Origin of the sequence: Streptomyces sp. NPDC088554, assembly GCF_044752945.1 — a bacterium.
Lineage (GTDB): Bacteria > Actinomycetota > Actinomycetes > Streptomycetales > Streptomycetaceae > Streptomyces.
The window spans coordinates 241,724-255,453 of record NZ_JBIVMF010000004.1; the positions used below are offsets into that span (position 1 = coordinate 241,724).

Below are 13,730 nucleotides of genomic sequence, written 5' to 3' on the forward strand. Positions count from 1 at the left end.
TATCACGGCGGGGTGGGGCCGGGGTGGAGCCCATGACGGCGGGAGTGGACTGCCCGCGTCGGGGACGGCCGTGGAGGTTGTGGATCGCCATGGCAGGGGGTGCCACGGACTGCGGACAGCTTGCCCGCCGGACAGGCCGACGGGCAAGTGATTTGATCGGGTTCTGAGCTTGTGAAGCGGCTGTGACCTGCTTTTTCTTCTGTTTTTGGGGTCCAGGTCAGATAGCCGTCGGCTGCTCTTCGCTACTTCTTCTTCTCGCCCTCGGACTGCTGGAGGTCCGGTCCCGAGACACCGGGCTTCTTGTACCCGATGTCCTGGTAGCGGGGGGCCGCGAAGCCGAAGGCGCCCGCGTTCATCAGCCCCGGCTTGGCCGCCACCAGCTGCGGCCGCTGATAGAGGGGGATAGAACCGGCCGCGGCCCAGATCCGGGCGTCCGCCTGCCGGAGCAGCTCGCGGGAGGTCTTCTCGTTCAGCTCGGAGACGGCGCGGTCGAAGAGCTGGTCGATGTGGTCCGTACCGACGCGGGTGTAGTTCTGCTCCACCAGCAGCGAGCCGTCGCTGGCGGGCACCGGCTTGGCGTAGATCGGCCGGCCGTCCGTCGCCGGGTAGGCGGTGGCGGGCCAGGAGTAGAGCGCCAGGTCGTAGTCGCCCGAGGCGATGTGGTCCTTGAAGTAACTGTCGTCCGCCACCTTGGTGATCTCGGTGCCGATGCCGATGCGGTCGAGCATCCGCGAGATCCGCTCGCCGACCGTACGCAGCGACTCCGAGCCCTCCCCCGACGGCAGGACGAAGCGGAGCGTGAGGGGCTTGCCGTTCTTGCCGAGCGGGCCGCCCTTCGCGGCGGCGCCCGAGCCGGCGGGCGCGGGTGCCGCCGTACCCTGCGGGGCGTAGGCGCCCGGCATGCCGCCCGCCTTCTTGTCCTGGTTCTCCTGGGCCGCGTTCACGGCCCGCTGCCGGGCGTCCGTGTCGTCGGCGGCCCGGCGGAGCAGGGCGACGCTCCGGTGGGCGGCGGCGGGGGCGGGCGCGAGGACATGGACGGCGGACTCGGGGCGGGAGGCGGCGCGGGATCCGGACTTGCCGTCGTCGCCGACGATGTACAGGCCCTCGTCGGAGGCGGCGTCGGAGGCCGTACCGGACGCGGTGCCGGCGGCCGTATCCGAAGCGGCTCCGCTCTTGCCTTCGGTTTTCTCGGTTCTCTCGGCCTTCTCGTCGGCCTTCTTCCCCTCCTCCGCCTCGCTGCCCGCCTTCGTCTTGTCCTTCGCCACCGCCTTCGCGCCCCCCGGCGTCCAGCCCGCGTCCGCCAGCAGCGCCTGTGCCTCGTGCGTGTCCTGCTTGCCGAGTGCCCGGCTGCTGTCCGCGTACACGTGCTGCCCGGCCAGTGCCAGATGGCTGCCCGGAGGGAGCGCGGGCAGTCCGAGCGGCTTGAGTACGGTGTCGGCCAGCTCCTGCCGGTCCAGCGCGCGGGCCACGGCCCTGCGGACCCGCTCGTCCGCCAGCGGCCCGGACTCGCCGTTCAGCGCGAGCTGTGTGTAGGCGGGCTCCAGGGACTTCCGTACGACATAGCCGCGCAGCGCCTTCTGCTCGCCGGTGTACAGCTCGACCGCCTCGGCCGTCCGTCTGCGGGCGTCCTGGGCCGCCTCCGCCTTCTCGTCGTCCGAGCCGTTGGCGAGTGCCCAGGAGCGGAGCGCCGAGGCGGGGGTGGTCTCCGAGCCGGGGCCGTGGGTGAGCGGCTGCCCGCCGGATCCCTTGTCCCGGTGCGCCAGGGAGATACGTTTCGCCGCACCGCTGTCGATCTCCGCGAGGTCGAGCCTGCCCTCGGCGAGGGCCGCCGCGCGCTTGCTCCGGGGCACCGCGCGCAGCACGATCGAGTCGAGCTTCGCGGGCTCGCCCCACCAGTGGGAATTGCGGACGAGCGTGGCCTCCTTGGCCGACCGGTCCGTCTTCTTGAGCAGGAAGGGGCCCGCCGTCGTCTTCAACTCCTTCCTCGCCCCGTCGTTGAAGGAGTTCGGGGTCCCCATCACGTCCTTGGGATAGAGGGGGCTGAAGAGCGACCGCCAGTCCGCGTAGGGCTTGTTGAAGGTGACCCTGACCTCCAGGTCGTCCGCCCCGCGCTCGATCTTCTCGATCCGCTCGTACCCGGCGTTGCGCGCCGTCCAGTACGCGGAGTCCTTGCCGCGCAGCGCGCGCCACTGGGCGACGAAGTCCGGCGCCCCGATCTCCCGGCCGTCGCTCCACACCGCCTGCTGGTTGAGCTTGTAGAGCACGACCTGTTTCGGTTCGTGCTCGACGATCTTCGCGGACTCCAGATAGTCCGGGTTGAGCTGGGGGCGGCCGCGCGCGTCGAGGGTGAAGAGGGAGGGGAGCACGGCGTCGGCGATCCGGCCGGTGGCGGCGTTGGCGTCGGCCTGGAAGACGTTGAGCGTCGTGGGCATGGTGTCGATCGCCCAGCGGACGGTGCCGCCCTGGCCGACCCACTTCCGTCCGGCGGGCGCGATGTCGGGGGCGGCGGCGGACGTGGTGTCGCTCTGGTCCTTCTCCGAGGTGCACGCGGACAGGACGGGCAGGGCGAGCACCCCGGTGGTCAGGAGCGCGACGGAGCGGAGCGTTCGGGAGCATGTCCTCCCGCGTGGGGCGTCGACGTGGGACATGGCTTGTACCTCTTCGTCCTGTTTGTGGAATTTATAGATGATCACATCTATTGCCCACTCACTGAAGGGGACCGCCCCCGGCCATCCGCGCAGACACGACGGCACACCCCTGGAACACCACCCGTGCGGCCCAGCCCACGCAACAGCGGACGCAGCAACAGGACGCCCCGGCGAACGCGCCCTTCACAAGCGGGCGTGTGACGCGGGACACTCTGACGCGGAGGGCGGCCCGGAAGGCGACAGCCCCGAATCCCCGCACGCTCTCCCGCCGATCGTGGAAGCGAGGGCAGCCCATGACCCCCCAGGACGAGATAACCGAAGTACGGCGCAGGCTGGACGACCTGATCCGCACGGTCGAGCGGCTGGAGCGCACCCTCGCGCACACCCACCGCCGGACCGAGCCGCTCCCCCGCCGCGCCGACGAGCTGGTGACGATCCCCGACACCCCGTACGACAACACGCTGTGGACGGACTCGGACGACGAGGGACTAGGGGTACGGGACCGGCGCGCCCCGTAAGCACCGGGGCTCCAGGTCCCGGGGGCGCCAGGCAGGGCTCGGGGCGCCTACGGGCCCGCAGGGCCGTGGCCCGCAGGGCCGTGGCCCGCAGGGCCGTGGCCCGCAGGGCCGTGGCCCGCGCAAGCGGTAGCCCCAGGCCCGTAAAGCCCGTGGCCCGTAAACCCGTGGCCTGTAAGCCGCAGGCCCGTAAACCCGTGGCCCGGTGGGTACGCCGACCCGCACCCCGCCCCCGGCCCGCTCCAGGCTCTGTCCCGCACCCGGACCCAGGAGACCCGCTTTGGCCACCGGAACCGAACCACCACCCGCCGGACCGACCACCGCCCCCGCCACCGGACCGACCACCGGCGCCCGCACCCGCACCGGCACCGGAGTGCACGGCGCCTCGCGCGCTGCCATCGCCCCCCGCCATCTGCGGACGGACCGCTGGTGGTCGGCGCCCGCCGGGACGGCCGCCGGGCTGCTCGCCTTCATCGTCTACTCGACCTGGCGCGCCTTCTCGAACAGTGACTACTACGCGGCGCCCTACGTCTCGCCCTTCTACTCCCCCTGCCTCGCGGAGAACTGCGTCCCCATGCGCGGCGGGCCCAACTGGGAGCTGGTGGGCGGCTGGTGGGGCCTCTCGCCCGCACTGCTGATCCTGGTCTTCCCGCTGGGCTTCCGGCTGACCTGTTACTACTACCGCAAGGCGTACTACCGGGGCTTCTGGGCCTCCCCACCCGCCTGCGCCGTCGCCGAGCCGCACAAGAAGTACACCGGCGAGACCCGCTTCCCGCTGGTCCTCCAGAACCTCCACCGCTACTTCTTCTACGCGGCGCTGCTGGTCTCCTGCGTCCTGACGTACGACACCGCCCTCACCTTCCGTGACGAGGAGTACGCCTGGGGCCATCTGGGCCTGGGCACGCTGCTGTTCCTCGTCAACATCGGGCTGATCTGGGCGTACACCCTCTCCTGCCACTCCTGCCGGCACATCATCGGCGGGCGGCTGCGGCACTTCTCCCGGCATCCGGTGCGGTACCGGCTGTGGGGCTGGGCCGGAAAGCTGAACCACCGCCACATGCAGCTGGCCTGGGCCTCGCTGGTCAGCGTCGTCCTCTGCGACTTCTACGTGTATCTGCTCGCCACCGGGGCCTTCGACGATCCGCGCATCTTCTGACCAGCAGGGAGTCCGTCACCTATGACGCAAGTGGAACGCCGGCAGTGGGACGTCGTCGTGATCGGCGCGGGCGGGGCCGGGCTGCGGGCCGCCATCGAGGCGCGCGAGCGGGGCGCCCGTACCGCCGTCATCTGCAAGTCCCTGTTCGGCAAGGCCCATACGGTCATGGCCGAGGGCGGGATCGCCGCCTCCATGGGCAATGTGAACTCCGGGGACAACTGGCGGGTGCACTTCCGCGACACCCTGCGCGGCGGCAAGTTCCTCAACCAGTGGCGGATGGCCGAGCTGCACGCGCGGGAGGCGCCCGACCGGGTCTGGGAGCTGGAGACCTGGGGCGCGCTGTTCGACCGTACCCCCGACGGCAGGATCTCCCAGCGCAACTTCGGCGGCCATGAGTACCCCCGGCTCGCCCATGTCGGCGACCGGACGGGGCTCGAACTGATCCGTACGCTCCAGCAGAGGATCGTCGCGCTCCAGCAGGAGGACTTCCGGGAGTACGGGGACTACGAGGCGCGGCTCAAGGTCTACCAGGAGTGCACGGTCACCCGGCTGCTGAAGGACGGTGGTGAGGAGGGCGGCGAGGAGGGCGACCGGATCTCCGGGGCCTTCTGCTACGCGCGCGAGTCGGGCCGGTTCTTCGTGCTGGAGGCCCCGGCCGTCGTCCTCGCCACGGGCGGTATCGGCAAGTCCTTCAAGGTGACCTCGAACTCCTGGGAGTACACCGGCGACGGCCACGCGCTGGCGCTGCTCGCGGGCGCGCCGCTGCTCGACATGGAGTTCGTGCAGTTCCATCCGACCGGTATGGTCTGGCCGCCCTCGGTCAAGGGGATCCTGGTCACCGAGTCGGTGCGCGGCGACGGCGGGGTGCTGCGCAACGCGGACGGCAAGCGGTTCATGTTCGACTACATCCCCGAGGTCTTCAAGGAGAAGTACGCCGAGTCCGAGGACGAGGGCGACCGCTGGTACGAGGACCCCGACCACAACCGCCGCCCGCCCGAGCTGCTCCCGCGCGACGAGGTGGCCCGTGCGATCAACTCCGAGGTCAAGGCGGGCCGGGGCTCACCGCACGGCGGGGTCTTCCTGGACGTCTCGACCCGGATGGACGCGGAGATCATCCGCCGCCGACTGCCGTCGATGTACCACCAGTTCAAGGAGCTGGCGGACGTCGACATCACGGCGGAGGCCATGGAGGTCGGCCCGACCTGCCACTACGTGATGGGCGGCATCGCCGTCGACTCGGAGACCGCCGCCACCCCCGGGGTCGCCGGGCTGTACGCGGCGGGCGAGGTGGCCGGCGGTATGCACGGCTCCAACCGGCTCGGCGGGAACTCCCTCTCCGACCTGCTGGTCTTCGGCCGCCGCGCCGGACTGCACGCCGCCGCGTACGCGGCCGGGCAGGCCGCGCGCCCGGTCCCGGCACAGGCACGGATCGACGAGGCGGCGGCGGAGGCGCTGCGCCCGTTCCACAGGGCCGAAGGAGAGGGTGCCGAAAGGGAGGGCGCCGAAGGGGACGGGGGCGCCGAGAATCCGTACAGCCTCCACCAGGAGCTCCAGCAGACGATGAACGACCTGGTCGGCATCGTCCGCCGCGAGGCCGAGATGGAACAGGCCCTGGAGAAGCTGGCCGCCCTGCGGGTCCGGGCGGAGCGCGTCGGGGTCGAGGGGCACCGGCAGTTCAACCCCGGCTGGCACCTCGCGCTCGATCTGCGCAACATGCTGCTGGTCAGCGAGTGTGTGGCGCGGGCCGCCCTGGAGCGTACCGAGAGCAGGGGCGGCCACACCCGGGAGGACTGGCCGGGCATGGCGTCCGACTGGCGCCGGATCAATCTGTACTGCGGACTCGCCCAGGACGGCGGGATCGCGCTCTCCCGGCGTACGACCGAGCCGATCCGTCCCGACCTGCTCGCGCTGTTCGACAAGGAAGAGCTGGTCAAGTATCTCGCCGAAGAGGAGCTCCACGATTGAACGCGCCCACCTCCGACGAAGCGAACTCTTCCTCCTACGAAGCGAAGTTCAGGGTCTGGCGCGGTGACGAGGACGGCGGCGGGCTGACAGATTTCGCCGTCGAGGTGAACGACGGAGAGGTCGTCCTCGACATCATCCACCGCATCCAGGCGACCCGGGCGGCGGATCTGGCGGTGCGCTGGAATTGCAAGGCGGGCAAGTGCGGTTCGTGCAGCGCGGAGATCAACGGCCGTCCCCGGCTGCTGTGCATGACCCGGATGTCCGTGTTCTCCCGCGAGGAGACGGTCACGGTCACCCCACTGCGCGCCTTCCCGGTGATCCGGGACCTGGTGACGGATGTGTCCTTCAACTACGCGAAGGCGCGCGAGGTCCCGTCCTTCGTGCCGCCGCCGGGGGTGGCCGCCGGGGAGTACCGGATGCGGCAGATGGATGTGGACCGCTCGCAGGAGTTCCGCAAGTGCATCGAGTGTTTCCTGTGCCAGGACACCTGTCATGTGGTGCGGGACCACGAGGAGAACAAGACGGCGTTCGCCGGACCGCGCTTCCTGATGCGGGTGGCCGAGCTGGACATGCATCCGCTGGACGCGGCGGCGGAGTCGGGGCTCGACCGGAAGCGGACCGCGCAGGAGGAGCACGGCCTCGGCTACTGCAACATCACCAAGTGCTGTACCGAGGTGTGCCCCGAGCAGATCAGGATCACGGACAACGCGCTGATCCCGCTGAAGGAGCGGGCGGCGGACCGGAAGTACGACCCGCTGGTCTGGCTGGGCAACAAGATCAGACGCCGGGACGCGCGGTGAGCCGTGGACCGTCTGGGGGTACACGGTGCCGTACCCCCGGACGGCTCGGCGGCCCTCCGCCAGGTCCACGCACCCCCACCCCCCGCGGTACGCCGTCCGGTCCTTCCCCGTCGCCGCGAAGTCGACATGGATCGCGACCCCGAACCGCGCGCGCTTCCTCTCCCCCCTGATGCGCGCGGCCCACTCGTGTTCCACCGGTGTGCCGCGCGCGTTCTGTCACGTGTTCTCTTGCGTTTCGCGTCGCGTCACGTGTCGTGGCGCGTGTTCCGGGGCCGGGGGCCCGGAAGGCGTACAGGCTGCGCGCCCCGGTGTCCGGTCGCGGGGTGGCGAATGCGGACATAGCCTCCCCCATGTGACGCCCATCGCACACCGTACCCATCCCTCCATAGCCGGCCGCGTCCTGCCCGCCGTGCTGGCCGCGCTGGTCATGGCGGGGTGGCTCGTCGCGCCCGGCGCGCGGGCCGAGGATCCGGTGACGCTCTCCCGGCAGGGACAGATCACCGACCGGGTGGGGGCGCTCGGCGGCCGGAAGGCCGAGGTCGGCCAGGCCCTGGAGCGGCTGTACGACGAGCGGCGGGTGCAGTTGTTCGTCGCGTACGTACGGGACTTCTCCGGGCGGTCCGCGCAGAGCTGGGCCGACGCCACGGCCACCCGCAACGGGCTGGGACGCGACGACCTCCTGCTGGCCGTCGCCACACACGACCGGCAGTACGCGTACTCCGCCGCCACCGACGCGCCCCTCACCGCCGCCCAGCTGCGGGAAGTCGCCGCCACGGCCGTCGAGCCCGCGCTCCGGCAGAACGACTGGGCGGGCGCGGCGATCGGCGCGGCCAACGGGTACGGGGCGGTGCTGGCGGGCCGGGCCGTGCCTGCCCCCGCGATCACCCCGGGCGCGGCCGACCCGGGCGGCGCGGGGGACGGCGCGGCGGTCAATCTGGTGCTGCCCGTCGTCGTGGTGGTCGCCGCGGCGGGCGCCGCCACGTACGCATTCTCCCGGCGCAGACGGCGCGTGGCCTCCCGTACGACACCGGGCGCGGCCGGGCGGCAGGGCTGGGGCTCGCCGGGCGGTACCGGGCCGCCCCCGCTCGTACCGCTGCCGGAACTGGACGGGCGGGCGAAGCGGCTGCTGGTCGGCACGGACGACGCGCTGCGGACCAGCCAGGAGGAGTTGGGCTTCGTCACCGCGCAGTTCGGGGAGGCGGCCGCCGCGCCCTTCACCGACGCGGTGGCCTTCGCTAAGGGCGAGCTGACGGCCGCGTTCCGGGTGCGCCAGCGGCTGGACGACGCGTATCCGGAGGACGACGCGGACCGCCGCCGGATGCTGGACGAGATCATCGCCCGCTGTACGCGGGCGGACGCCCGGCTGGACGCCGAGTCCGAGGGCTTCGACCGGCTGCGGGCCCTGGAGCGCAACGCGCCGCAGGCCCTCGACGCGGTGACGGCCGCCCACCGCGAGCTGACCGGCCGCGTCGACACGGCCGCGGCCACCCTCACCGCGCTGCGCGGGCGGTACGCCGACTCGGCGTCCGCGCCCGTGGCGGACAGCGTCACCCAGGCCGGGGACCGGCTCGTCTTCGCGTCGACCGCGCTGGGCGAGGCCCGTTCCTCGGTCGGGGCGGGGGACAACGGCGGGGCCGCCGTCCACGTACGCGCCGCCGAGAGCGCCGTGGACCAGGCGGCCACCCTGGTGGCGGCGGTCGAGCGGCGCGCGCAGGAGCTGGCGGAGGCGGCCGGGAAGCTGCCGGGCGCGCTGACCGAGACGGAGACGGATCTCGCCGACGCCCGGGGGCTGCTGCGGGGCACCGCCGAGGGCGTACCGACCGCCGATCTCCAGGGCCGGATCGGCCGCGCGGAGGCGGTGGCCGACGAGGTACGGCGGGAGATGGACACCGGACGGTACGACCCGATCGATGCCCTGCGCCGGGTCGAGGAGGCGGACGCGGTCCTCGACGAGGCCCTGGCCGGAGCGCGACGGCGCGAGGAGGGCGACCGGCGGGCGGGCACGCTCCTCGATCAGGCGATGCTCACCGCCCGTTCGGCCATCGGCGCCGCCGCCGACTACGTGACCACCCATCGCGGGGCGGTCGGCAGCCAATCCCGTACCCGGCTCGCGGAGGCGCAGCGGCGACTGGAGTCCGCGCACACGCGGGCCGCGTCGGGCGACGCGCAGTCCGCGCTGGCGGAGGCCCAGGCGGCGGACGGGCTGGCGCTGGCCGCCCAGGATCTCGCCGAGCAGGACGTCCGGTCGTACGAGAGCCAGTACGGGATCCAGTACGGCGGTCCGTACGGGAGCCCGTACGGCGGCGGGCCGCGCGGCGCGGGCGGCGGGCTCGGCGGCGCGATGCTCGGCGGGATCCTGCTCGGCGGTCTGTTCGGCGGAGGCGGCGGGGGCCGGGGCGGCGGCTACGGCTACGGCGGCAGGGGCGGAGGCGGTCCCGGCAGTTTCGGCGGCGGCGGCACCCGTGGCCGGATGGTCGGCGGCGGCCGGTTCTGAGGGAAGCCACCACCCGGAAACGCCCACCCGGAGATGCCCACCCGGAAACACCCCGGCGAAGTGCCCATGGAGAAGTGCCACCCGGTCCAGGACGCGGCCCGGAACTCAGCCCGGAACTCAGCCCAGGGAGAAGAGCCATGACCACCAGGCAGACCATTCTCGGCCGTGTCGCCCAGCTCGCGAAGGCCAATGTCAACGCCCTGCTGGACCAGGCCGAGGACCCGCAGAAGCTGCTCGACCAGCTGATCCGCGACTACACCAACAACATCGCGGAGGCGGAGGAGGCGGTGGCGGGCACCATCGGGAATCTGCGGCTGCTGGAGCAGGACCACGCACAGGACACGGACGCGGCCCGCGAGTGGGGCGAGAAGGCGCTCGCGGCCAGCAAGAAGGCGGACGGGCTGCGCGCGGCCGGTGGCAGCGCGGACGCGGACAGATTCGACCAGCTGGCCAGGGTGGCGCTGGAGCGGCAGCTCCAGTCCGAGAAGGAGGCGCGGACCGCCGCGCCGGCCATCGCCTCACAGACGGAGGTCGTGGAGAAGCTCAAGTCCGGTCTGGAGCAGATGAGGTCGAAGCTGACGCGGTTGCGGGCGAAGCGCGACGAGCTGGTGGCGCGGTCCGCGTCGGCGCGCGCGCAGAATCAGATGGTGGACGCGGTCAAGAACATCGATGTCCTCGACCCGACGAGCGAACTCGGCCGGTTCGAGGACAAGGTACGGCGCGAGGAGGCGCGGGCCATGGGCAAGCAGGAGCTGGCCGCCTCGTCGCTGGACCGGCAGTTCGAGCAGTTGGACAGCCTCGGGGACAGCGCGGAGGTAGAGGCGCGGCTGGCGGCGCTGAAGTCCGCCTGACCGCCCCTCCCCCTCCCCGCTCTCGTCCCCGCTCCCGTCAGTACATGCTCAGCAGCTGCTCCACGGTCGGCTCCGGCGCGGGGCCGCCGTCCGGCAGGGCGAGTTCGAACCAGACCGTCTTGCCGCGCGGGGTGATACGGCGCGATCCCCAGGCCGCGCTGAGCAGCCCGACCAGTTGCAGCCCGCGGCCGCCCTCGTCGGTGTCGCGCGCCCTGCGGCGCCTGGGCTGGACCAGCCCGTTGTCCCACACCTCGCAGACGAGGGTGCGGTCACGCAGCAGCCGCAGCCTGATCTCGCCCTCGCCGTACCGCAGCGCGTTGGTGACCAGCTCGCTGACCAGCAACTCCACGGTGTCGACCAGCGGTTCGAGATCCCAGGAGATCAGTTGCGTACGGGCCAGCTCCCTGGCCCGGCCGACCGAGCGCGGCTCGCGCGGGAGCTGCCAGTCGCCGACCGCCTCGGTGGGCAGCCCCTGGATCCGGGCCATCAGCAGGGCGATGTCGTCCTCGCCGTGCCGGGTGTCCAGCGTACTGAGCACGTGGTCGCACACGTCCTCCAGCGGGCGGACCGGGTTGGCGAGGGCCGCGCGGAAGGCGGTGAGCCCTTCGTCGAGCGGCTGGTCCCTGGACTCGACCAGCCCGTCCGTGTAGAGCGCGAGCAGCGCGCCCTCCGCGAGATCGACCTCCACCTGCTCGAACGGCTCGCCACCGACCCCGAGCGGCATCCCCGGGGGCACGTCGAGGAGCAGCGCCGCCTCGTCCGGTTCGACGACGACGGGCGGCGGATGTCCTGCGTTGGCGAAGGTGCAGCGCCGGGTGACCGGGTCGTAGACCGCGTACACACAGGTGGCGAGATAGACCTCGGAGAGGTCCGCGTCCCGCGATTTGTGGGCGACCCGCGAGGTCTGCTGGGCGCCACTGGGGGTGCCGAGGCCGCGCGCGATCTCGTCGAGCGCGGAAAGCACCTCGGCGGGCTCCAGGTCGAGCAGTGCCAGGGTGCGTACGGCTGTGCGCAGTTCGCCCATGGCGACGGCGGCCCGCAGTCCGCGTCCCATCACGTCCCCGACGACCAGCGCGGTGCGGTGGCCCGGCAGTTCGATGACGTCGAACCAGTCGCCGCCGACCTCGGTGGCCGTGTTGCCCGGCAGATAGCGGCAGGCGATGTCCAGTCCGGCGGCTTCCGGGTCGCCGGGCGGGAGCAGGCTGCGCTGGAGGATCAGCGCGCGCTCGTGCTCCCTGCGGTAGAGCCGGGCGTTGTCGATACAGACGGCGGCGCGCGCGGCGAGTTCCCCGGCGAGCAGTCGGTCCCGCTCGCCGAACGGCTCGCTGCCCTTCGTACGGGAGAACTGGACGAGCCCGATGACGGTGTCGTGCGCGACCATCGGTACGGCGAAGCTGGACTGGATCAGGCTGCCCGGCTCGCCCGGGATGGCCTGAACCCGTCCGGTGCGCAGGGCGCTCGCGCTGAGCGAGCTGAAGGGGAAGCGGTGGACCGCGCCGACCTCCGGCGGTACGTACCCCTCGCCCTCCTCGCCGACCGGTCCTGACAGCGGTCCTTCGGAGACGGCGCTGGCGAAGGCGACCCGGCGCAGCCGGGCGCTGCCGCCGCCGGATTCTGCGCCCGAGGACTCCCAGCGTCCCGGCGGGGTCTCCTCGCCGGTGATCAGGGACTGGTAGAGGTCCACGGAGGCGAGGTCGCAGAAGCCGGGTACGGCGACGTCGAGCAGCTCGCGGGCGGTGGTCTCCAGGTCGAGGGAGTTGCCGATGCGCGCGCTCGCCTCGTTGAGGAGCGCGAGGTTACGGCGGGCGCTGGCGGCTTCCCGGGCCGCGACGTGACGGTGTGTGACATCGGTGCCGACCCCGGCGACACCGAGGGCGCGGCCGGTGGCGCCGTGCACGCGGTAGAGGTTGACCGACCAGTTACGGCGTTCCTGGGTGTCGGGTCTGACGCCGACGATCTGGATGTCGCTGGCGGACTCCCCGGTCTCCAGGACCCGGGCGAGCGCGGCGGTCAGCCGGTCGGCCTCGGCGCGCGCCAGATAGTCGTACACCGTGTGTCCCCGGTGTTCACCGGTCCTCCCACCACCGAAAACGGTGGCGAAGCGCTGGTTGACCCGGCGCATCCGCAGATCGGTTCCGAACAGGATGAACCCGAAGGGAGATTGGCCGAAAATAGCCTGCGAAGAGGCCAGCTCGGTTTCGATCCGCTGGAGCGCGCGGACATCGACGACGATGCAGAGCGCACCCCGCTCCCCCTGGGTCGTCTCGCTCGGCATCACATAGATCTCGGCGAGCCCCTGCTCCCCCCGGCCGTCCCCGGTCCGGATCGGGACCAGCCCGGTCCATTCCTTGCCGTCGAGGATCTCCGCGACCGCCCGGCGGCCATGCGCCCGCAGACGCGCGGGCATGAACACCTCGACCGGGTCCTTGCCTCTGACCTCGTGCGACGCGATGCCGAACAGCTCCGCGGCCCGCTCACTCCACTGCTCGACCAGCCCATCGGGGCCGATCGAGAACGACGCGACCCTGATGTAGTCATAGATCGAACCGGGCGGACTGCTCTGCCATACGACGTCGCCCGCCGTCCCAGATATCTCGCTCACGCGACCGTCCCCTCCAGCTCACGCACCGGACCGGCCTTGCCCGCAGTATTCAGCACTACGGCTCCGACCGGCACGCTGTTCACGATCACAGCACACTCTCGTTCCTTTTGAGCCGCGTACGACGTGATCGTTGCCCCTTCACCCGTCTAGCCGGGGAGGGGCAGCTCGAACCACACGGTCTTACCTGTCCTACGCGCCCGCGTTCCCCAGCGCCGGGCGGAACAGGCCACCAGCGACAGCCCTCTGCCGCCCTCATCCTCGGGCCCCGCCGGGCGTTCGGTCGGCGGATCGGGGAGCGGATCGGAGATCTCCACCAGCAGAAACGCACGCTCCGTGACCACCGCACGGACCGAACGCCCGGCGGGACCCGGCGCGCGGACCGCGACCCGGACCCCGATCGGTCCGTAGGCGTGGCGCAGGGAGTTGGTGACCAGCTCGCTCACCAGCAGGACGGCCAGTTCGTCGACGGCGGGCGGCAGACTCCAGCCGCGCAGCGTGTCGTGGACGGCGTGCCGGGCGTCGCGTACGGCGTCGAGTTCGGCGGGAAAGGTCCACTCGGCGCACGCGCCGTTCGCTGCCCGGAGCAAGCCGATCACATCCCACTGCCGATGACGGATCAGCGCCCGGAGGAAGGAGGGGCCGCCCGGGACGGCCCTCTACGGGATGACCCTTTTCGGAGATTCCCTCTCCAGGAGGGCT

At 72.0% G+C, this 13,730-nt stretch carries 9 protein-coding genes; 6 read left to right on the top strand and 3 right to left on the bottom strand.

Translation table 11 applies throughout. From position 1 onward, the window contains the following. Positions 1-242 precede the first annotated feature (242 nt). Positions 243-2,648 carry an ABC transporter family substrate-binding protein gene (locus tag ACIP8W_RS06760; RefSeq protein WP_401947128.1) on the bottom strand — a complete coding sequence of 802 codons (2,406 nt, stop codon included), beginning with the start codon at positions 2,646-2,648 and terminating at the stop codon, positions 243-245. 293 nt (positions 2,649-2,941) lie between these two features. Between ACIP8W_RS06760 and ACIP8W_RS06765 the strand changes: the two genes are divergently transcribed. The 6 genes from ACIP8W_RS06765 to ACIP8W_RS06790 all read left to right on the top strand — a co-directional run bounded on the left by ACIP8W_RS06765 (position 2,942) and on the right by ACIP8W_RS06790 (position 10,429). Then, on the top strand, positions 2,942-3,166 hold the full coding sequence (locus tag ACIP8W_RS06765; protein ID WP_401947131.1) for a hypothetical protein: 225 nt from the start codon (positions 2,942-2,944) through the stop codon (positions 3,164-3,166). Positions 3,167-3,443: 277 nt separating this feature from the next. Further along, positions 3,444-4,319: a hypothetical protein gene (locus ACIP8W_RS06770; protein WP_402149772.1), complete on the top strand. Its 876-nt coding sequence runs from the start codon at positions 3,444-3,446 to the stop codon at positions 4,317-4,319. 21 nt (positions 4,320-4,340) lie between these two features. Next, on the top strand, positions 4,341-6,284 hold the full coding sequence (locus tag ACIP8W_RS06775; protein ID WP_402149773.1) for a fumarate reductase/succinate dehydrogenase flavoprotein subunit: 1,944 nt from the start codon (positions 4,341-4,343) through the stop codon (positions 6,282-6,284). Continuing rightward, a complete protein-coding gene (locus ACIP8W_RS06780; RefSeq protein WP_401947140.1) occupies positions 6,281-7,084 on the top strand; it encodes a succinate dehydrogenase/fumarate reductase iron-sulfur subunit in 804 nt (267 codons plus the stop codon). The genes ACIP8W_RS06775 and ACIP8W_RS06780 overlap by 4 nt, the downstream gene beginning before the upstream one ends. Before the next feature lie 427 nt (positions 7,085-7,511). Further along, the gene (locus tag ACIP8W_RS06785) at positions 7,512-9,578 is read left to right on the top strand and encodes a TPM domain-containing protein (protein ID WP_402202270.1); all 2,067 of its coding nucleotides are present in this window, start codon (positions 7,512-7,514) and stop codon (positions 9,576-9,578) included. A gap of 137 nt (positions 9,579-9,715) precedes the next feature. After that, entirely contained in the window at positions 9,716-10,429 is a 714-nt protein-coding gene (locus tag ACIP8W_RS06790) for a PspA/IM30 family protein (RefSeq protein WP_402202189.1), read from the top strand. A gap of 37 nt (positions 10,430-10,466) precedes the next feature. Here ACIP8W_RS06790 and ACIP8W_RS06795 read toward each other — a convergent pair whose 3' ends face one another. Next, positions 10,467-13,031, bottom strand: a complete 2,565-nt coding sequence (locus ACIP8W_RS06795; protein ID WP_402202191.1) for a SpoIIE family protein phosphatase — start codon at positions 13,029-13,031, stop codon at positions 10,467-10,469. A 146-nt stretch (positions 13,032-13,177) separates the two neighbouring features. Next, positions 13,178-13,627: an ATP-binding protein gene (locus ACIP8W_RS06800; protein WP_402149966.1), complete on the bottom strand. Its 450-nt coding sequence runs from the start codon at positions 13,625-13,627 to the stop codon at positions 13,178-13,180. Between the last annotated feature and the right edge of the window lie 103 nt (positions 13,628-13,730).

Coding starts and splice junctions, on each gene's coding strand:
- ACIP8W_RS06760 (WP_401947128.1), bottom strand. CDS start 2,648: ATGTCCCACGTCGACGCCCCACGCGGGAGGACATGCTCCCGAACGCTC.
- ACIP8W_RS06765 (WP_401947131.1), top strand. CDS start 2,942: ATGACCCCCCAGGACGAGATAACCGAAGTACGGCGCAGGCTGGACGAC.
- ACIP8W_RS06775 (WP_402149773.1), top strand. CDS start 4,341: ATGACGCAAGTGGAACGCCGGCAGTGGGACGTCGTCGTGATCGGCGCG.
- ACIP8W_RS06785 (WP_402202270.1), top strand. CDS start 7,512: ATGGCGGGGTGGCTCGTCGCGCCCGGCGCGCGGGCCGAGGATCCGGTG.
- ACIP8W_RS06790 (WP_402202189.1), top strand. CDS start 9,716: ATGACCACCAGGCAGACCATTCTCGGCCGTGTCGCCCAGCTCGCGAAG.